We start from the raw sequence: 19915 nt of genomic DNA, 5'->3' as shown, positions 1-19915 counted from the left end.
AGACGCTGAACGCGCGGATAACATCCAGGGCGATCGGGCCAAAGGCCTCACGTCGGCCCCTCAGGGGACGCACCGCCCGCGCTGCGAATCCGGGCGGGGTCAGGTGTATGACCCGCCGCCCGTTTGACGGCCCTTACTGCGCCACAAACCCGCTGGTCTTGATGATGCGCGTCCAGGCTTCGGTGTAGGCCTTTTCGCGCGTGGCCAGCTGCTGGGGCGACATGTAGCCCACCGTGAGGCCCATGGCAGTCAGGTGTTCACGCACGTCGGGCTGGGCCACCACCTTGGCCAGCGCGTTCGAGAAGTCGGTGATGAACTTTTGCGGCGTGCCGGCGGGGGCGTAGATGCCGTAGTACGGCAGGTCTTCAAAGCCTTTGAGACCCATCTCGTCGAACGTGGGCACGTCGGGCATGGAGGCCTGGCGCTTGGTGCCCAGCACGCCCACCACGCGCACCTTGCCGGCCTTGTGGTTTTCCATGAAGTCCTGCACCGAGGCCACGCCCGCGCTGATCTGGTTGCCCAGCATGTCGGCCATCATGGGGGCGCTGCCCCGGTAGGGTGCGGACCACCAGGTCCAGCTGGTACTTTTGTCCGATCAGCTTGACCAGGAACTCCGGCGTGGACGCCGGGGCCGGAATGCCCACAGCCCCCTTGCCGCCGCCAGAGGCCTTGACCCAGCCCACGTACTCGGTGAACGACTTGGCCGGCGTGCCGCCTGACACCGCAAACGCGTTCACAAACGTGGCAAAACCGCCCACCGCCACAAAGTCGCGCGCGGGTTCGTAGCCGGGGTTCTTCACCACCTGGGGCAGGATGGAGATGGTGTGGTCGTGCGTGAGGAACAGCGTGGTGCCATCGGGCGCCGAGGCCTTGAGGGTCTGCGCGGCAATCTGGCCGCCCGCGCCGGGGCGGTTTTCCACCACCACGGGCTGGCCCAGCTCGTCCTTGAGCTTCTCGGACAAGGTGCGCGCAATGGCGTCCGTGCCACCGCCGGGCGGAAAACCCACGAGCAGGCGGATGGGCTTGGCCTGCTGGGCAGACGCCAGGCCCATGGCCAGTGCGGCCCCCACAAAAGCACTGGTGCGTACAAGGCGGGACAGCAGGCTGCGGCGAGAAGTTGTCATGAAAAAGCTCCAGGGTAGAAGGTCAAGCGGCAGTGCAAAGATCAAGCCAGGCGGGCGCGGTGGCGGGCCAGCTGGGCACGCACTTGCGCGGGGGCGGTGCCGCCCAGCGTGTTGCGGGCGTTGAGCGAGCCGCGCAGGCTCAGGCACTCGTACACATCCTTCTCGATGGCGGGGTGGAAGCCCTGCAGCACGTTCAGGGGCAGCTCTGACAGGTCACATGCGTGCGAGGTCGCCGCCTTGACGGCGTGGGCCACGGTTTCGTGCGCGTCGCGGAAGGGCAGGCCCTTTTTGACCAGGTAGTCGGCCAGGTCGGTGGCGGTGGCGTAGCCCTTGAGCGCGGCCTGCTCCATGGCCTGGGCGTTGACGGTGATGCCGCCCTCCTTCTTGCCCGTGGCAGGGTTGAGCTGGCCGCCGACCATCTCGGCAAAGATGCGCAGCGTGTCTTTGAGCGTGTCCACGGTGTCGAACAGCGGCTCCTTGTCTTCCTGGTTGTCCTTGTTGTAGGCCAGGGGTTGGCCCTTCATCAGGGTGATCAGGCCCATCAGGTGGCCGACCACGCGGCCGGTCTTGCCGCGCGCGAGTTCGGGCACGTCGGGGTTCTTCTTCTGCGGCATGATCGAGCTGCCCGTGGTGAAGCGGTCAGCGATCTTGATGAAGCCGAAGTTCTGGCTCATCCAGATGATGAGTTCTTCACTCAAGCGGCTCACGTGCACCATGCACAGGCTGGCGGCGGCGGTGAATTCGATGGCGAAGTCGCGGTCGCTCACGGCGTCCAGGCTGTTCTGGCACACGCCGTCCATCCCGAGGGTTTTGGCCACACGCTCGCGGTCCAGCGGGTAAGTGGTGCCAGCCAATGCTGCGCTGCCCAAGGGCAGCACGTTGGTGCGGCGGCGCACATCGGCCATGCGCTCGGCGTCGCGCTTGAACATTTCCACGTAGGCCAGCATGTGGTGGCCAAAGCTCACGGGCTGGGCCACTTGCAGGTGGGTGAAGCCGGGCAGGATCACCTCCACGTTCTGCTCAGCCACGTCCACCAGCGATACCTGCAGCTCTTTCAGCAGGTCGCCGATCAAATCAATCTCGCCGCGCAGCCACAGGCGCACGTCGGTGGCCACCTGGTCGTTGCGGCTACGGCCGGTGTGCAGGCGCTTGCCCGCGTCGCCCACCAGCTGGGTCAGGCGGGCTTCAATGTTCAGGTGCACGTCTTCCAGGTCCAGCTTCCACTCAAAGGCGCCGGACTCGATCTCCTCTTTGATCTGCGCCATGCCACGCTGGATGGAGGCGTGGTCTTCGGGGCTGATGATGCCTTGCGCGGCCAGCATTTCGGCGTGCGCCAGGCTGCCTGCAATGTCGGCCTGCCACAGGCGCTTGTCGAAGAACACGCTGGAGGTGTAGCGCTTGACCAGGTCGCTCATGGGCTCGGAAAACAGCGCCGACCAGGCCTGTGCCTTGGTGTCGAGCTGGTTGTGGGACGGCGCAGAGTCGGCGCTGGTGGCTTGGGCTTTGGACATAAGGAGGGCAATAATCCGATGGTTCAGACACCCGGACTGCCCGGATGCCGCAATGCAAAACACCCAAATTTTATCGACCCAGCCCCCGCCGCCGGATTCCGCCCTGCCACACAGGCCCGTGCGCAGCGTGCGGGCGGCTGCAGGCGCCGGCCCGGGCGGGCAGCCGCCACGCGGGCGGGCCCTGGTGTTCGATGCCTGCCAGGTCGGTGTGGTGCTGCGGGCCGTGCTGTTTGTGGAGGTGGTGGTGGGCGTGGGCGCCATGTACGGCGCCAGCAGCCCGTCCGCATGGCTGGCCAGCCTGGCGCTGCTGACCGGCGGCGCGCTGCCGGCCACGCTGGTGTGGCTGGTCACGGCGTGCAGCCTCAAGACGGTGCTGCAGCGGCTGTCCACCGCGCAGCAATATGCCGCCGGGGTGCTGCTGGGCGCCGTGGCGGGTGCCTATGCCTGCGCCATGCTGGCGCTGGTGGGCCTGTCGGCATCGCCGCCCTGGCTGGCTAGCGCTGCCACCGGCGCATTGCTGGCAGCCATGCTGGTGGCCGCGCTGGTGCTGCGTGCCCGGGGCCGCACCCCGGCCGCCACCACGGCGCGCCTGACGGAGCTGCAGTCGCGCATCCGCCCGCATTTTTTGTTCAACACGCTCAACAGCGCCATTGCGCTGGTGCGTGAGGAGCCGGCCAAGGCTGAGTCGCTGCTTGAAGATCTGTCGGACCTGTTCCGCGTGGCCCTCATCGAGCAGGGCGAATCCACCACGCTGGCCGAGGAGATCACCCTGGCGCGGCGTTACCTGGGCATTGAGCAGGTGCGTTTTGGCAACCGCCTGCAAGTGCAGTGGAACCTGGACCCGCGCACCGACAGCGCGCGCCTGCCCCCGCTGCTGCTGCAACCGCTGGTGGAAAACGCCGTCAAGCACGGCGTGGAGCCCAGCGCCCGGGGCGGCAAGCTGCGCGTGCTGACCGAGCTGCGCGGCAACCGCGTGGTGGTGCGCATCACCAACACCCTGCCCCCCAAGGAGGGCAAACCCGGCAGGCACGACGAGCCCAGCACACGGGGGCACGGCATCGCACTGGCCAACGTGCGCGCGCGGCTGGCCTTGCTGCACGACGTGCAGGGCGAGTTCACCGCCGGTGTGCAGGACGGGCTGTACCAGGTACGCATCACCCTGCCCGCTGCCGACCCCACGTCCCAGCCCACCTCCCGCCAGCGCAAGGCCCCACGCGGGCGTGGCGACCCACGCGGCAGCTCCCGCCGTGGCGTGGTCGCGCCCACCGAACCTACCCCCTCCAAACCCCATGAACATCCTGATCGTTGACGACGAAGCCCTGGCGCGCAGCCGCTTGCGCACCCTGCTGTCCGACTGCTCGGATATCCAGCGCTGCACGGTGGCAGAGGCCTCCAACGCCGCCGAGACCATGGCGCTGCTGGGCCCCACCGGGGGGCGTGCGTATGACCTGGTGCTGCTGGACATCCACATGCCGGGGCAGGACGGCCTGGCGCTGGCGCATGCGCTGCAGGCCCTGCCCCAGCCGCCGGCTGTGGTGTTCGTGACGGCCCATGCGGACCACGCGGTGAGCGCGTTCGAGCTGGACGCCGTGGACTACCTCACCAAACCCGTGCGCCGCGAGCGGCTGCAGCAGGCCCTGGCGAAGGTGCAACGAACCAGTCGCCCGGCAGGGCCCAGCGCCGTGCCCAGCCTGCCCGAGGGCGAAACCTTGCTGATCCAGGACCGGGGCCGCACCGAACGCCTGCCCCTGGCCGAGGTGCTGTACTTCAAGGCCGAGCAGAAGTACGTGACCGTGCGCACCACCACCCGCAGCTACATCATGGACGGATCGCTGAGCGAGCTGGAAACCAAGTTCGCGCCGCGCTTTCTGCGCATCCACCGCAATGCCCTGGTGGCGCGCCGCGCCGTGCGCGCGCTGGAAAAGCACTACGACCCTGAAGAGGGCGAAGGCTGGGCCGTGCGGCTGCAAGGCTCGACCGAACTGCTGGCGGTGTCGCGGCGGCAGGTGGCGGCCGTGCGCGAGGAGCTGGCGCGCTAGCAGGAGGGCTGCGCAGGCCTTTGAGGGCCTTGGAACATCCCTACAGATATTTTTCGAGCCATTTTGGCCGCTAGCGCTAGTTCCATATGCCTGAGCAGCTATCAATGCGATAGCAAATCTTCTGCTGCTGCAGAAGGCGCCGCCACCAGCCGCCCCAACGCATCCACCCCCACCGGCGGGGTCGCCAGCCAGGGCAGCACGTAGGTACGCTGCGCCAGGCCGCTGGCAATGCGTGCCGTCTGCTGCTGCTCGCCCACCAGTCGGGCCTGTAGCAGCGGGTCGCTTGTACCCGTGGCCGCCACGCTTTTGTTGATGACCCAGGCCCAGGGCTCGATGCGGGCGCGGCGCAGGTCGTCCTGCAGCGCAGCGGCCTGGCTCACGGGCGTGACCTCGGGCAGCGTGACGATGACCACATGGGTCATGTCCGCGTCCTGCAGGCGCATCAGCGGCGTGATGATGTGTTTGGCGTTGACGTTGCCTTCGTACTGCTGCGTCATCTGCCGGTGGTAGGCGCCGGTGGCGTCCATCAGCAGCAGGCTGTGGCCGGTGGGAGCCGTGTCCAGCACCACAAAGGCGCTGCGCGCTTCGTTGACCACGCGGCTGAAGGCATGGAACACGGCCACCTCTTCGGTACAGGGCGACTGCAGGTCTTCCAGCAGCAGGGCGCGGCCCGCGTCGTCCAGCGCCTTGCCGCGCGTGGCCATGATCTTGTCGATGTAGGCCTGGGTTTCAGCATGGGGGTCGATGCGCCCCACCTTCAGCCCCGGCAGGCTGCCATCGAGCTGACTTTGCACATGGGCGGCCGGGTCGGTAGTGGTGAGGTGCACGCTGTGCCCACGCTGCACCAGCCCCACGGCCAGTGCGGCAGCAATGGTGGTTTTGCCCACGCCGCCCTTGCCCATCACCATGATCAGGCCGTGGCCTTTGGCGGCCAGCGCGTCGGCCAGGGCTGCGAGCGGTTCGGCCTGCAAGGGCGTTGCGGCTGTGGCGCTGAGCGCACTGGAAGGCACGTCGCCGCCGCTCAGCAATGCCCGCAGCGCAGGCAGGCCCACCGTGTCAAAGGCGCGCAGCGGCACCTCGTCGCGCGGCAGTTGCGCCAGCGCATCGGGCATCTGGTCCAGGGCCTGACGACCCAGGGCCTCGATGGCATCGGCCACCGCGTCCTGCCCCGGCTGGCTGGCACGGAACACACCGTTGATGGCCAGGCGCTGGTGGGCCAAGCCCAGGGCGCGCAGCTCCACTGCCGTGCGTGCGGCCTCCTGCATGGGGCGGGGGTCGGGGCGGGTGACCAGCACCACGGTGGTCAGGGCCGGGTCGCTCAGCGCGGCCAGGGCTGCGTTGAAGCGCGCCTCCTGCATCTTGAGGCCCGAGTGCGGGCCCAGGCACGAGGCGCCCCGGTCATTGCCCGCCAAGAATCCGGTCCAGGCCTTGGGCAGGCTCAGCAGACGCAGGGTGTGGCCGGTGGGTGCGGTGTCAAACACCACATGGTCGAACCGGTGGCCCACCGCATCGCCTTCGCTGGCCAGCAAGGCCGCAAATTCGTCGAACGCCGCAATCTCGGTGGTGCAGGCACCCGAGAGCTGCTCCCTCACGGTGGCGCGCTCTTCGCTGGTGGCCGTGGCCTCCAGCTGCGCCAGCACGCGCTGGCGGTAGGCTTCGGCCGCCGTGTCGGGGTCGATATTGAGCATGTGCAGCCCCGGCACGCCGGGCACGGCCACGGGCTGGTTGGACAGCGGCACGCCCAGCATTTCATCCAGATTAGAGGCTGCGTCGGTGCTGACCAGCAGTACCTTCCGCCCGGCATCCGCCAGGGCAATGGCCGTGGCGGTGGACAGCGAGGTTTTTCCCACCCCGCCCTTGCCGGTGAAGAACAGAAAACGCGTGGGCTGGGCGAGCAGGCCCAGGGAGACGGTGCTGGCGTTTGGAGCGGTCATGCGTCCAGCATGGCATAACCGCCCGGTTCCGCCTTGAGCAAAGTCAAGGCGCCCCCCAGCGCATCAATGCGCGTGCGCCGCCCCGCTCACCAGCGTCACGATCACCATGCCCACGATCAGCCAGGCAATCTGCGCAATGGTCTCCCTGGCCGTGAGGCGCTTTTGCAGCTGGGGGATCAAATCGGCCAGCGCCACGTACACAAAGCTGCTCGACGCCACGGCCAGGAAGTACGGCAGGAAGTCCTGCAACTGGCCCACCAGAAAGTAGCCCACCACGCCGCCCAGCGCCGTCACGGCGCCTGCCAGCGACACCTTCACCAGCGCCATGCGGCGGTTGGGACTGGTCTGGCGCAGCACCACCAGATCGCCCATGTGGTGCGGCACCTCGTGCGCCAGCACCGACACAGCGGCGATCACGCCCAGGCGGATGTCAGCCATGAAGGCGGACGCGATCAGGATGCCGTCGCCAAAACAATGCACGCTGTCGCCCGTCAGCACCGCCCAGCCGCCCGAACGGGGGCCGTGGTGATGGTGGTGGGCATGGCCATGGCTGTGGTCATGCGCGCGGCCGTGGTCGTGTGGGGCGTGGCTGTGTGCGGCGGTCTCCGCGTGGCTGTGCTCGTGCCCGTGGTGCCACAGCTCGGCCTTGTCGAGCAGGAAGAAGAACACCACCCCCACCAGCAGGGTGGCAAACAGGTCGTGGGCGCCGGCCTGGCTCTCGAACGCCTCGGGCAGCAGGTGCATGAAGGCCGTGGCCAGCAGGGCACCCGCCGCCAGGCTCAGCAGGTGCTGCGGGCCCACGCTGTCGCCCCGCCCACCCAGGCCCAGCCGCATGAGCAAGGCGGCCAGCCACACGCTGCCGATACCAGCGGCCAGGGTGGCCAGAATGATTGCTACCAAAGTCATAGCTTGTTGCGCTTTATCTGTAAGCCTTAAAACCTGTTTAAGCTCTGCACGCCCGATGCAAGATGAAAAAAGCCGCCCCGGGTGTGGGGCGGCTGTGGGTGGCCTGCTGGGCCGGGGGTTTGTGCATCAAACCACACCGTGCGTCTTGAACCAGGCCAGCGCACGCTTCCAGCCGTCTTCGGCCGCTTCCTTGCGGTAGCTGGCGCGGTAGTCGGCATGGAAGGCATGCGGTGCATCGGGGTACACCACAAATTCCGACGCCTTGGCCTGCGGCGAGCCGCTGGACAAGGCCGCTTTCATCTTATCAACCGTGTCAAGGGGGATGCCGGTGTCTTTTTCACCATACAGGCCAAGCACCGGCGCCTTGAGAATAGGCGCCAGGTCCACGGGGTGCTTGGGGGTGAGTTCGCTGGCCTGGCCCACCAGCCGCCCGTACCACGCCACGCCAGCCTTGACGGGGCCATGGGCGGCATACAGCCAGGTGATGCGGCCGCCCCAGCAAAAGCCGGTGATCCCCACGCGGGCGCCATCGCCCCCGTTGGCGGTGGCCCAGGCCACGGCGCCATCCAGGTCGGCCATCACCTGGGCATCGGGCACCTTGGACACCACTTCGGCCATCAGCTTGGCGATATCGGTGTAGGCCGAGGCGTCGCCCTGGCGCGCGTACAGCTGGGGCGCAATGGCCAGGTAACCCGCCTTGGCAAAACGGCGACAGGTGTCGGCGATGTACTCGTGCACACCAAAAATCTCCTGGATCACCAGCACCACGGGCAGGCCGGTCTTGCCTGCGGGCGCCGCGCGGTAGGCGGGTACCTTGAAACCGTTGACCGTGAAGCTCACCTCCCCCACCGTCAGGCCGTCTGCCGGCGTGGCAATGGCCGTCTGCGCCATGATGGGTGCGGCTGCGGCCGCATAACCCAGGCCCAGCGCCGCCTGCAGCGCAGTGCGGCGCGTGGCGCCCGCTTCGGTGGTGCGGCCGGGCAACAGCGCCTGGGCGTCGGCATGGAGGTCGTCATTGAACATCGGGTTTCTCCAAAAGAAGGGATGGGCGAGGGGTGAAAAGTGCCAGCCTCGGAGTCTATGGGGTTTGCACCGCCTCCGCATTTTCGGATACCGGAAAACGGGGAGCGCTGCTAGACTTTCTGCGAGCACCGTCGTCAGGGGCCTGCGTCCACGGACTGCCGCCACTCAAACGTCTGCTCGCCCGCCCCTTTGTTGTCGATTTTTTCTCACCCCCACCCGCCCGACCACTTTCCGCAGTCCATCGCAACGACCCCAGCGCATGCCCCCTCACCCCACCCCCCTCCCCCTGCGCGGACAGCTGCTGGTCCGGCTGGTGGCCGGGATTTGTGGCGCCGGGGGCCTGGGGCTGCTGACCTGGGCCCTGGCCCGCCAGAGCATGGACCCCGCCATGCGCCTGGCCAGCGTGGGCGCCGGGCTGGGGCTGGTGGCCAGCGCGGTGCTGTGCTGGTGGCTCAGCCTGCGACTGGTGGCCCTGCATGCCACCGCCAGCGCCGCCCAGGACGCCGCGCAGCGGGCCACCAACCAGCTCTGCGCCACGCTCGACATCCTGCCTGATGGCCTGGCCATCTACGACGCCGACGACCGCTTGGTGCTGTGCAATCCCCGGTACCGGGAAGTCAGCCCCGGCACCATGATGGCCGTCGAGTACGGCACCCGCTTTGAAGATGTGCTGCGCCGCGCTGCCGAATCCGGCCATATCGTCGCCGCACGGCAGGACACCAACGCCTGGCTGGCCGACCGCATGGCCCGCCACCGCGCCCCCGGCCAGCCCGAGGTGCAGGAGGTCGAGGGCGACCGCTGGATGCTCATCACCGAGCGCCTGCAAGAGGGGGGCGGCATGGTGGTGCTGCGCGCCGACATCACGGACGCGGTGCACAAGGAGCGCGCACTCAAGCAGGCCCTGCATGACGCCGAACGTGCCGAACGCAGCCTGCGCGAAGCCGTCAATGCCATGCCCGCCGGGCTGGACATCTATGACGAACAAGACCGGCTGGTGCTGTGCAATGACCAGATGGCCCGCCTGCGTCCGCACCTGCCCGTGGCGGAGTCCCTGGGCAAGACGTATGAGGAACTGCTGCGCGAGGGCCTGCGCTACGGCATCCCCGAGGAGGCCAAAGACCAGGAAGAGCTCTGGCTTGCGCATGAGCTGGCCATCCGGGGCCATCGGCCCGGCCCCGAGGTGCGCCACTACCCCAACGGCACGTGGATGCACATGCACGAATGCCGCACCCCGTCCGGCATGACGGTGTGCGTGCGCCTGGACATCAGCGACCTGATCGAGCAGCGCCAGAAGGTCGAGGCCGCCCGCCAGGAAAGCCAACGCATGCGCCAGCTGCTGGAGCGCGCGGTGGAGGCCCTGCCCGTGGGCATCGAGATCTTCGACGAGCAGGACCGGCTGGTGCTCTACAACCAGCAGCTGTCCCGCATGTACCCCTACATTGACTATGCCGAGCACCTGGGCAAGGGGTTTGCGGACATCCTGCGCTATTCGGTCTCGCGCGGGCTGATCCCTTCGGCCAAGGGACGCGAAGAGGCCTGGATCGCAGAGCGCCTGTCGGAGCATGGCAGCAGCACGTCCACCCTGGTGCAGCGCCTGAGCGACGGCCGCTGGATCAACATCTACGAAACCCGCACGCCCGAGAACTATGTCGTGGCCGTGCGGCTGGACATCACCAACCTCATCGAGCAACGCCAGGCCCTGGAGGCCGCCCAACAGGCCGCGCAGCAGGCGCGCCAGCTGCTGCAGGACGCCGTGGAGTCACTGCCCGAAGGCTTTGCCCTGTTCGATGCAGAAGACAAGCTGGTGGTGTGCAACGCCCAATACCGGCGCCTGTACCCCATCTCGGCCCCCATGATCGTGCCCGGCAGCACGTTTGAGCAGATCGCGCGCTACGGCGCGGAGCGCGGCCAGTACCCCGACGCCGTTGGCAACGAAGAAGCCTGGCTCGCCCAGCGCATGGCCGACCACCGTGCGGCCAACCATGCCGTGCTGCAGCGCCTGCCCGAGGGCCGCTGGCTGCAGGCCGACGAACGGCGTACCCCCCAGGGCGGCATCGCCGGTGTGCGCACCGACGTCACGCAACTGGTGCGCAAGGAACAGGAACTGGCCGCCGCCAACGCCAAGCTGGCCCTGCTGTCCACCACCGACGGCGTGACGGGCATTGGCAACCGCCGGCGCTTTGACGAGCGGCTGGCCACCGAATGGATGCGCTGCGGACGGCACCAGTTGCCGCTGGCCGTGATCCTGATCGACATCGACCACTTCAAGCTCTACAACGACCACTACGGCCATCTGGCCGGTGACGAATGCCTGCGCCGCGTGGCGCAGCTACTGCAGGGCACCATCCGCCGGGCCGACGAGGTGGCCGCGCGCTACGGCGGCGAGGAGTTCGTGCTGCTGCTGCCCGATGTGCCCCTGCCAGAGGCCGTGACGGTGGCAGAGCGCTGCATGGCCAGCCTGCGCGAGGCGGCCCTGGCCCACCCCCGCTCTCCCACGGCGCCCTACATCACGGCGAGCATGGGCATTGCCAGCCTGGTGCCACGCCCCGGCACCAGTTCTGACACACTCGTGCACGCGGCCGACGCAGCCCTGTACCGCGCCAAGTACGGGGGGCGCAACCGCTTCGAGGTCTTCACGCCTCCGCAGTGACCGTGTTGCCTGCGGGGGGTAGCGACGGCCTGAGCAGGTCCGCGCCGGGCCTTCGGTTTTTTTGCACGCTTCACCTTCTTCGCAGGACAACGCTGATGAACATTTTGCTCACCGGCTCCACGGGTTTTGTGGGCCGCACCGTGGCTGCCGCACTCACCCGGGCAGGACACCAGGTGCACGGCGGCATATCGCCCCGCCACCGGTCACCCGGCGCCTTGCAGGTGCCCATGGACTTTGCGCGGGACACCTCGGCCCAGGCCTGGCTGCCGCGCCTGGCGGGCATCGATGCCGTGGTCAACGCCGTGGGGGTACTGCGCGACAGCCGTGCGCGCCCGATTGATGCCGTGCACCAGCACACGCCCGTCGCGCTGTTTGACGCCTGCGCCCAGGCGGGCGTGCGGCGCGTGGTGCATATCTCGGCACTGGGCATTGAAGGCAGCGCCACCCGCTACGCCACCACCAAACGCGCGGCAGACACGCACCTGCTGGCGCTGGCCAAACAAGGGGCATTGCACCCCGCCATCCTGCGCCCCAGTGTGGTGTTTGGCAAAGGCGGTGACAGCAGCGCGCTGTTCATGAACCTGGCGCGCCTGCCGGTGGCACTGTTCCCCGGCCCCATGCTCACGGCGCGGGTGCAGCCCGTGTCGGTGCACGACCTGGCCGCCGCCATCGTTGCCCTGCTGGGCCCTGCCATCGCCACGCAGGGCATCGTCGAGTGCGCTGGCCCCGAGGCCCTGACCATGGGTGACTTCATTGCGAGCCTGCGCCAGCAACTGGGTCATGGCAAGGCGCATGTGCTGCGCCTGCCCGACCCGCTCACCCAGTTGAGTGCTCGCCTGGGCGATGCCGTGCCCAGCGTGCCCTGGTGCACCGAAACCCTCACCATGCTGGGCAGCGACAACGTGGGCAACCCTGCGGTGTTCGAACAGCTGCTGGGCCGCAAGGCGGTGCACTACAGCCAGCTGGTGGCGACCGCCTGGCGCTGACGCGCACAGCCTGGGCCCTTGTCACTAGGGCACGTAGTCCGACGGATACCGCAGCGAATCCACCAGCAGGTGCGACATGCGCATGCCCAGGTTGATGCCGTGGGGTGGAATGGGCTGGGTGAACCACTTGTCGTACAGGCGGTGCAGCTCCCGCGTCTGGATGAGCCGCCGCAGCTCGGCGTCGACCACGGCCTTGAGCGCCGGGTCGCTGCGGTCAAACGCCACCGCATAGGGCTCGATGGTCATGGGCTTGCCAATCACCTTCAGGTCTTGTGGACGCGCATGGCTGGCACGCAGGCCGTAGAGCAGCACATCGTCCATCGCGAAGCCGTCCACCTTGCCATCCACCACCCAGCCAAAGCCCTCGGCATGGTCCCGGGCGGGCTCGATGCGCAAGCGCACCGATTTGTTGGCGGCCTCGCGCGCCAGCGACTCGATGTTGGTTGTGCCCACCGTCGAGGCCACGGTCTTGCCGTCCAGGTCTTCAATGCGCTCGTAGGGGCGCTGGCTCTGCACCACGATGCGCGACGACGCAATGAAGTGCGCTATGGTGAAAGCCACCCGCTGCCTGCGCGAGGCCGTGTTGGTGGTGGAGCCGCACTCCAGGTCCACCTCGCCGCGCTCGATGGCCTCAAAGCGGTTGCCCGACGTGACCTGCCGGTAGTCCACCCGCAAATCCCGCCGCTGCAGATGGCGCCCGATGGCCTGCGCAATCTGCAGGCACACATCCACGCTGTAGCCCATGGGCACCCCATTGGCCACGTAAGACATGGGCAAAGAGGACTCGCGGTGGCCGATGACCACCACCCCGGAGGCCTGGATGCGCTGTAGCGTCCTGCCCGGCGGCAGGGCAGAGAGCGCAGCGACGGTGGCAGACGCGCCTGCCTTGGGCAGTAACGATGGGTTAGCTGCCGCACCACTGCTCTGCGCCATGGCGCCCGCCATGGGCCCCATGGCACAGGCGATCAGGGCACACACCAGTCCCCGTCTCGGTAGGGTTGCTCCAAAGCTCATGGCTTACCTCTCATCAATCTGGATGACTGCCGCCGTCGAAGTGGCCTTTGCCCTTTGCATCAGGCCCGGCAGGCGCGGCGGCGCTACCGGTCTGCAGCGCAACGGCGCGAAGCCGCTACACCAACGCCCGTGGGGTGGAGGACGCAGCGGTGGGGGGCACTCCCGCGCCCATGGACCCGTACGCATGCCGCGCCAAGGCGGCCGCCAGCACCAGAGACGGGTTGACCAGCGTCAGCCCCTCCAGCCGGGAATGCTCCGACAGTGCCAGCGGAATCTCGGTGCAACCCATGATGAGCGTGGAGATCCCATAGCGCTGTTGCAACACCAGCGACACCGCCTCAAACCGCTGGCGGGCCAGTGCGTAGTTGCCGGCCTTCACGCCGTCATAGATGCCCTGCATCAGCTGATCACGTTCGCGCGGTTCGGGCACAAAGCAGTCGATGTCGCGGTGCTCCAGTTCGCGCTGGTACAAGCCCGCCTCGTACGCGCCTTGTGTGGCGAGCAGGCCCACGCCGTGCACCTTGCGCAGCGCCAGGTCGGCCGCCACTTCCTGCACCCCATGCAGCACCACCAACTGCGGGAAGCGCTGCTGCAGCAAACCATGCCAGGCATGGGCCGTGTTGCAGGCAATGGCCACCACGCGCGCGCCCAGCGCCGCCAGGCGACCCGTGGCCTGCAGCATGGGGTCCGCAGGCTGGTGGGCACCGGGCCGCGTGTCGTGCAGAGCGGCAGTGCGGTCGGGGATCGGCACCTGGGCCAGCCAGTGCTCAGGGTAAGCCTGATCGTGCACGGGGATGCTCAGCGCCGCCATGCGGTCGGTGCAGGCCTGCACGAACAGACGCACAAAGTCAGCACCTGCAGCAGGCCCCATGCCGCCCAAAATGCCCACCACCTGCGGGGCCTGGGGGTGCGGGGGGGACGGCAACATGCTCACGCTCATCACAGCGCAGGCTTGTCGCTCTGGGCCACCAGGTTGTCGCGCAGCTCCTTGCTAATGGGCAGGTTGAGGTTCTGGCCGCGCGGGGGCACGGGCGACATGAACCACTTGGTGTAGAGCTTGTCGAACTCGCCCGACTTCATCATCCCGCCGATCACGCCGTTGACCAGCGCCTGGAATTGCGGGTCGTCCTTGCGCAGCATGCAGGCATAGGGTTCGACCTGCAGCGAGTCGCCCACCACCACCCAGTCGGCCGGGTTGCGCGTGTTGCCCATCAATCCAAACAGCAGGATGTCGTCCATGGCGAAGGCCTCTGCACGGCCGGTGTCCACCAGCAGCAGGGAGTCCTCGTGGTCCTTGCCCAGCACGATGTCCATGTCCAGGTTGTTGTCGCGGTTGTACTTGCGGATCACCTGCGCGTTGGTGGTGCCCGAGGTGCTGGCCACCTTTTTCTTGGCAAGGTCGGCGTAGTTCTTGACGCCCGAGGCCTTCTTGGTCAGCAGCCGGGTGCCGGTGTAGAAATAGTTGATGGCAAATTGCACATCCTTGCCACGCGCCGTGTTGTTGGTGGTCGATCCACACTCCAGGTCCACGGTGCCGTTGGTCAGCAGCGGAATGCGGTTTTGCGAAGTCACGGCCTGCAGCTCCACCTTGATGGCGGGGTTATTCAGGCGCTTCTTCACCGCATCGACGACAGCGTTGGAGATGTCCACCGACATGCCCACCGGGTTGCCCGGGCCCGCCAGATAGCTGAAGGGCACGGACGACTCGCGGTAGGCCAGTGTGATCTTGCCGGTGTCGGCAATCTTCTTGAGGGTGTCGGCACTGGCCACGGTACTGGCCAGCACACCGGCGACCACGAGGACAGCAGCGGTGACAGCGGAGAGCTTCATGGGAATCCCTTTGCAAAAAATCAGGTGAACAGACAGTCGGACAGACAAGAAAACAGGACGCAGGGGCACTGTAAAAATTTGCGGCGGTCTTGAACAATTCATTTGCACGGGTCCACCATGATGAAAAGTTATGGCTCTGTTTCGGTGCACATCTATGCACCATCGTGGACCGCCTCGCCCTCTTTTTGAACCATGGCGTCGGCAGCCCCCACTCCACCTCCACATGCTTGGCTGGACGCGTCAGGCGCCGACATGCGCATAACTTCCCGGCATGGCAAGGCACTGCTTTGGCATTGTTCAGCAGGTGCATCGCCCCCTACATTCGTTGGCACCTCCTCCAACCGTTTCACTCTCTCCGATGCAGGTATGTGTATTGGGCGCAGGCATCGTCGGCCTGGCCACGGCGTATGAACTTCAACAGCGCGGCCTGCAGGTCACCGTCATCGACCAGGCGCAGCCGGGCACGGGCGCCAGCGGTGGCAATGGCGCGCAGCTGAGCTACAGCTATGTGCAGCCACTGGCAGACGCCAGCATCTGGCGGCAGCTGCCCCGGTTGCTGCTCTCGCCCAGCTCACCGCTCAAGCTGCGCCTGCAGTGGGACACCCACCAGTGGCGCTGGGGGCTGGAGTTTCTGCGCGCCTGCAACCGACCCACCTCTGAACGCAGCACCGCGCAGCTGCTGGCCCTGGCCGCCCTGAGCCGCCACCACTTCGAGGTCATGCTGCGGGCAGAAGCTCTGCACTGCGACTTCTCCCGCACCGGCAAGCTGGTGCTGTACGACACCGCCACCGGCCTGGCCGCTGCGCAACGCCAGATGGACCTGCAGCGCCAGTGGGGCTGCGAACAACAGGCCGTGTCTGCCCAGCGCTGCACAGAGATCGAGCCCGCACTGCAGCACTACCAGCCGCGCATTGCCGGAGCCATCTACACCCCCAGCGAATGCGCGGCCGACTGCCTTATGGTCTGCCAAGGCTTGCAGGCCGTGCTGGCCGCACGGGGCGTGCGCTTTGTACTGGGTGCCACAGTTCAGGGCTTTGTGCGCAGGGGCTCGCGCATTGCTGCGGTGCGGACCAGTGCAGGTGCGATCGAGGCGCAGCAGTTTGTGCTGGCCCTGGGCAGCCGCAGCCACCAGGTGGCGCAGACAATGGGGTTACGCCTGCCCGTGTACCCCCTCAAGGGCTACAGCATCACACTCGTCACCAGCCCCGCACCATCGGCAGCGCCGCGGGTCAATGTGACCGACGCTGCACGCAAGGTAGTGTTTGCGCGCATCGGCCATCGCCTGCGGGTGGCGGGCATGGCCGAACTGGTAGGGCACGATGCCCGCATACCTGCCGCGCGCATCCAGAGCCTGCGCGACGCCACACGCGCCGTCCTCCCCCACTGCCATCAAGGCGGGGAGCTGCATGCCTGGACCGGCATGCGCCCCGCCACGCCCACCGGGCTGCCGGTGGTGGGCCGGTGGGCGGACGCGCCCGACAACCTTTTGCTGAACACAGGCCATGGGTCTTTGGGGTTCACACTGGCGTTTGGCACGGCCGCACAGGTGGCCGAGCTGCTGGCACCCGCCTAATCCCATCGCACTCACAACCGCGCTCCAGCGCTCTATTGCAACCTAAGGTGCCGCCCGCCTCGGCGGGGGGAGCGTTCATTCCACCTCAGGCTGCAGGCCCACCGCTTCCAGCGTCTCTGCCACCGCCTGGCGCATGCATTGCGTCATGGCACTGGCCAGCAGTGAGCTGGGCCGGTTCACGGTGCGCAGCGACTTGATGGGCACGGCAATGTGCGGCGCGAGCGCCAGCACATCCACTTTGCTGCGGTCGGCCGATGCCGCCGTGCAGGCATCCACCAGCGCCACCGCGTGACCATGGTGTGCCAGTGCCAGCGCCGCATGGTAGGTCTGCACCGTGAACGCTGTCTGTAGGCCCACACCCGCCTCGCGGCACGCGTGGTTGACCACCGTGCCGATAGGGTCGCGTACATCCAGCCGCACCACCGGTGTGTCTGCCAGGTCGGCCAGGTGCACCACACCGGCCGCCACCAGCGCAGTACCCAGCATGCCCTTGGGCGCCACACACACCATGCGCCCATCGGCCAGATGCTCTTGCGTCAACGCGGGGTGTGCGATGGCACTGAACACAAAACCCACATCCGCCTCCTGCAACACCAGTGCCGAGACGATCTGGGGCGAGTGCAGCGCATCGATGGTGACCTGCACATCCGGGTGCTTTTGCCTGAAGAACCGCAATGCGCGCGGCAGCACCTCGTAGCTCAACGCCAGCACGCTCAGGATGTGCAACTCCCCTTCGCGCCGGTCGCTTTTGAGGCTGTTGGCCAGGCGCTGCACATCATCCAACTGCGTGAACAGGCGCTCGATGTGCGGGTACAACGTCTGCGCCTCGGTGGTGGGCACCAGCTTGCCCTTGAGCCGGTGAAACAGCGGAAAGCCCAGCTGCAATTCGGCATGCGCCAGGATGCGGCTGACCGCAGGCTGCGTGACGTTGATGAGGCGGGCCGCCGCGCTCACGCTGCCGGTGAGCATGACGGCGTTGAAAACTTCTATGTGGCGAAGGCGCATCAACTAACAATGCAAGGAACAGGCCCGATGCGCAATCCTTGCATCCACCCATTGCGACTAGAACGGGTGCTTGAGCAGCGCGATAGTTAGAGCGACATCGACGGCCGCTGCGCCATGGCCGCACGCCAGCGCAACAGGTTTGGGTGCTGCTCGCCCGGTTTGTGCTTGACCACACGCGCAAAGTCCACCGCCACCACCGCCGTGATGTCGGCCACGCTGAAGCGGTCAGTGGCGATGAAGTCGCGGTCTGCCAAGCGCTCGTTGAGCAGGGCAAAAAACTGCCCCACACGCACCAGCCCACGCTCGGCCAGGGCCGGGATTTGCGGGTAGTCCACCGCGCCGGGCAAGGCCCGGTTGGCCATCGCGGGCGCGCTGTTGCGCAGCGCCTCGGCAATGGCCTGCAGGCCTTCGAACTCCATGCGCCAGTTCCAGCTCGCAATCTCGGCCTTTTCTGCAGGCGTCTCGCCCAGCAGTGCAGGCTGCGGGTAGCGCGCCTCCACATACGCCGTGATCGCCGCGTTGTCGGTCAACAGCAAACCGTCTTCCGCGCGCAGCGCAGGCACCGTGCACTGCGGGTTGATCTGGCGGTAGGCATCGCCCAGTTGCTCGCCATTGCGCAGATCCACCTGCACGGTGTCGTGGGCCACGCCCTTTTCTGCCAGCAGGATGCGCGCACGGCGCGGGCTGGGGGCGGTGGAGCAGTCGTATAGGGTGATCATGGAGACGCCTTGCAAAAAACAATCAGCGTGCGGGTGAAGAATCTGCTGCTGCCGCAGCCTCGATCTTGTCCTGCGTCTTCGTGTCAAAGTCGCTCGCGTCATGCCGCTCGCGCAACTGGCTGGCCGGGTCGCCCTGCACGCGGTTCACCTTGCGCCCCCGCTGCACTGCAGGGCGCTTGGCTACTTGCTCGGCCCAGCGCACCACATGCGTGTATTCGTGCACCTGCAAAAACTCGCCAGCGTTGTAGGCCTGCCCTTTCACCAGCAAGCCATACCAGGGCCAGATCGCAATGTCTCCCACCGTGTACTCATCGCCCGCCACGTACTCGGTCACGGCCAGGCGCTGGTTCAGCACATCCAACTGGCGCTTGGCCTCCATGGCATAGCGGTCAATGGCGTACTCAATCTTGACCGGCGCGTAGGCATAAAAATGCCCAAACCCGCCGCCCACAAACGGCGCACTGCCCATCTGCCAGAACAACCACGACAGGCACTCCGCCCGCGCCGCGCCCTCCTTGGGCAAGAAGGCGCTACCGAACTTCTCGGCCAGGTACATCAGGATGGCGCCGGACTCGAACACGCGCACCGGTTTGGCGGGGTCGGTGCGGTCCAGCAGCGCGGGGATTTTGGAGTTGGGGTTCACAGACACGAACCCACTGCCAAACTGCTCCCCCTCGTTGATACGAATCAGCCACGCGTCGTACTCCGCCCCGCTGTGGCCCAGCGCCAGCAGCTCTTCCAGCATGACAGTGACTTTTACGCCATTGGGCGTGCCCAGCGAATACAGCTGCAGCGGGTGCTTGCCCACAGGCAGCTCTTTATCGTGCGTCGCTCCGGCGATCGGCCGGTTGATGCTGGCGAACTGGCCGCCGTTTGCTTTGTTCCATTGCCAGATGGCGGGGGGGATGTAGGAGGTAGGTTCAGACATCAAGGACTCCCAAATGAAGTTAGAAGGGGCGATTGACTTGCGGTTGCCGGACGGCGAGAGCAAAAGAGGTCGCGCCGGGGCTCCTGCAATGGCGGGCATTCCGCCGGCTACGCTGCCTCAGTCTGGCTTGAGAGGGGAAACCTCTCAATCAACAAGGGAAAGCGGGTCAGTCGATGCTGCACGAGTGCGCCCAAACGCCATGGACACCGACGTAAAACGTGTGATGCGTGTCCAGCGACAGGTTATAGGCAACCCCAGGCTTCGCGTCAGCGTAGTTCCTGGCCACCATCAAATTCCCGAAGTAATAGTTCTCCAACGTGCTTGTAGCCCTCAGGCTTTGTAACTTTGCCCAACCATGGTTCGCCAAATAGATGGGTTGGTTGGGCGTCGCAAAAATTTCATCACGCTGGTTATTGGCCAAGTGATCAATCAGCAACCTCGATAGAGAACTTTCTGGAATACGCCAGACTTCCGCGACCTTTGCGAAGATGTACTCGCTTTCCTCCCTTTTGTTGCTTGGCGGTGTCTGCATATCGGGAAATGTCAGGACCCACTCACCCACTTTGACATCTTCGATCGGTTTGGAGCCTTCCTTCGTACGGACCAAGGTTCCAGCGGCAAATCCAAAATCAGGGTCGCTCATATCAGGTCTCACTCTCATTAAATTAATTTG

The 19915-nt window shown here is 66.6% G+C and carries 16 protein-coding genes and 1 pseudogene; 5 read left to right on the top strand and 12 right to left on the bottom strand.

Annotated elements, in window-relative coordinates; genetic code table 11:
• Positions 1-133: 133 nt before the first annotated feature.
• Both C380_RS06910 and argH read right to left on the bottom strand, forming a co-directional pair.
• Positions 134-1124: pseudogene (locus tag C380_RS06910) on the bottom strand (Bug family tripartite tricarboxylate transporter substrate binding protein).
• A gap of 41 nt (positions 1125-1165) precedes the next feature.
• Positions 1166-2635 carry an argininosuccinate lyase gene (argH, locus tag C380_RS06905; RefSeq protein WP_015013143.1) on the bottom strand — a complete coding sequence of 490 codons (1470 nt, stop codon included), beginning with the start codon at positions 2633-2635 and terminating at the stop codon, positions 1166-1168.
• A gap of 52 nt (positions 2636-2687) precedes the next feature.
• On the opposite strand from argH, the gene C380_RS06900 reads away from it, so the two are divergent.
• Complete coding sequence (locus C380_RS06900) at positions 2688-3944, top strand: sensor histidine kinase (protein ID WP_015013142.1); 1257 nt, start codon at positions 2688-2690, stop codon at positions 3942-3944.
• A complete protein-coding gene (locus tag C380_RS06895) occupies positions 3925-4674 on the top strand; it encodes a LytTR family DNA-binding domain-containing protein (RefSeq protein WP_015013141.1) in 750 nt (249 codons plus the stop codon). Before C380_RS06900 ends, C380_RS06895 begins: the two co-directional genes overlap by 20 nt.
• Before the next feature lie 101 nt (positions 4675-4775).
• Here C380_RS06895 and arsA read toward each other — a convergent pair whose 3' ends face one another.
• The 3 genes from arsA to C380_RS06880 all read right to left on the bottom strand — a co-directional run bounded on the left by arsA (position 4776) and on the right by C380_RS06880 (position 8537).
• Positions 4776-6608, bottom strand: coding sequence for an arsenical pump-driving ATPase (gene arsA / locus C380_RS06890; protein ID WP_015013140.1), 1833 nt, complete (start codon positions 6606-6608; stop codon positions 4776-4778).
• Positions 6609-6671: 63 nt separating this feature from the next.
• On the bottom strand, positions 6672-7514 hold the full coding sequence (locus C380_RS06885) for a ZIP family metal transporter (protein WP_015013139.1): 843 nt from the start codon (positions 7512-7514) through the stop codon (positions 6672-6674).
• A gap of 126 nt (positions 7515-7640) precedes the next feature.
• Positions 7641-8537 carry a dienelactone hydrolase family protein gene (locus C380_RS06880; protein ID WP_015013138.1) on the bottom strand — a complete coding sequence of 299 codons (897 nt, stop codon included), beginning with the start codon at positions 8535-8537 and terminating at the stop codon, positions 7641-7643.
• Positions 8538-8796: 259 nt separating this feature from the next.
• Here C380_RS06880 and C380_RS06875 point away from each other — a divergent pair, with 259 nt between their 5' ends.
• Together C380_RS06875 and C380_RS06870 are read left to right on the top strand one after the other, a co-directional pair.
• Entirely contained in the window at positions 8797-11187 is a 2391-nt protein-coding gene (locus C380_RS06875; RefSeq protein ID WP_015013137.1) for a GGDEF domain-containing protein, read from the top strand.
• Between the two features lie 95 nt (positions 11188-11282).
• Positions 11283-12173 (top strand): NAD-dependent epimerase/dehydratase family protein, encoded by an 891-nt coding sequence (locus tag C380_RS06870; protein WP_015013136.1) that lies wholly within the window; start codon positions 11283-11285, stop codon positions 12171-12173.
• 24 nt (positions 12174-12197) lie between these two features.
• Here C380_RS06870 and C380_RS06865 read toward each other — a convergent pair whose 3' ends face one another.
• The 3 genes from C380_RS06865 to C380_RS06855 all read right to left on the bottom strand — a co-directional run bounded on the left by C380_RS06865 (position 12198) and on the right by C380_RS06855 (position 15017).
• Positions 12198-13187, bottom strand: coding sequence for an amino acid ABC transporter substrate-binding protein (locus C380_RS06865; RefSeq protein WP_015013135.1), 990 nt, complete (start codon positions 13185-13187; stop codon positions 12198-12200).
• Between the two features lie 115 nt (positions 13188-13302).
• Positions 13303-14115 (bottom strand): aspartate/glutamate racemase family protein, encoded by an 813-nt coding sequence (locus C380_RS06860; protein ID WP_015013134.1) that lies wholly within the window; start codon positions 14113-14115, stop codon positions 13303-13305.
• An 11-nt stretch (positions 14116-14126) separates the two neighbouring features.
• The gene (locus tag C380_RS06855; RefSeq protein WP_015013133.1) at positions 14127-15017 is read right to left on the bottom strand and encodes an amino acid ABC transporter substrate-binding protein; all 891 of its coding nucleotides are present in this window, start codon (positions 15015-15017) and stop codon (positions 14127-14129) included.
• A gap of 358 nt (positions 15018-15375) precedes the next feature.
• Here C380_RS06855 and C380_RS06850 point away from each other — a divergent pair, with 358 nt between their 5' ends.
• The gene (locus C380_RS06850; protein ID WP_043565225.1) at positions 15376-16590 is read left to right on the top strand and encodes a D-amino acid dehydrogenase; all 1215 of its coding nucleotides are present in this window, start codon (positions 15376-15378) and stop codon (positions 16588-16590) included.
• Between the two features lie 75 nt (positions 16591-16665).
• Here C380_RS06850 and C380_RS06845 read toward each other — a convergent pair whose 3' ends face one another.
• The 4 genes from C380_RS06845 to C380_RS06830 all read right to left on the bottom strand — a co-directional run bounded on the left by C380_RS06845 (position 16666) and on the right by C380_RS06830 (position 19885).
• A complete protein-coding gene (locus C380_RS06845) occupies positions 16666-17595 on the bottom strand; it encodes a LysR family transcriptional regulator (RefSeq protein WP_043565223.1) in 930 nt (309 codons plus the stop codon).
• An 86-nt stretch (positions 17596-17681) separates the two neighbouring features.
• Positions 17682-18314 (bottom strand): glutathione S-transferase family protein, encoded by a 633-nt coding sequence (locus C380_RS06840; protein WP_015013130.1) that lies wholly within the window; start codon positions 18312-18314, stop codon positions 17682-17684.
• A gap of 22 nt (positions 18315-18336) precedes the next feature.
• On the bottom strand, positions 18337-19242 hold the full coding sequence (gene yghU, locus C380_RS06835; RefSeq protein WP_015013129.1) for a glutathione-dependent disulfide-bond oxidoreductase: 906 nt from the start codon (positions 19240-19242) through the stop codon (positions 18337-18339).
• Between the two features lie 166 nt (positions 19243-19408).
• The gene (locus tag C380_RS06830) at positions 19409-19885 is read right to left on the bottom strand and encodes a polymorphic toxin-type HINT domain-containing protein (RefSeq protein WP_015013128.1); all 477 of its coding nucleotides are present in this window, start codon (positions 19883-19885) and stop codon (positions 19409-19411) included.
• Between the last annotated feature and the right edge of the window lie 30 nt (positions 19886-19915).

The sequence above is a fragment of the Acidovorax sp. KKS102 genome (assembly GCF_000302535.1).
Taxonomy (GTDB): domain Bacteria; phylum Pseudomonadota; class Gammaproteobacteria; order Burkholderiales; family Burkholderiaceae_C; genus Acidovorax.
Note: the sequence above shows the minus strand (reverse complement) of the source record. Positions and strands in the feature narration are given on the sequence as shown.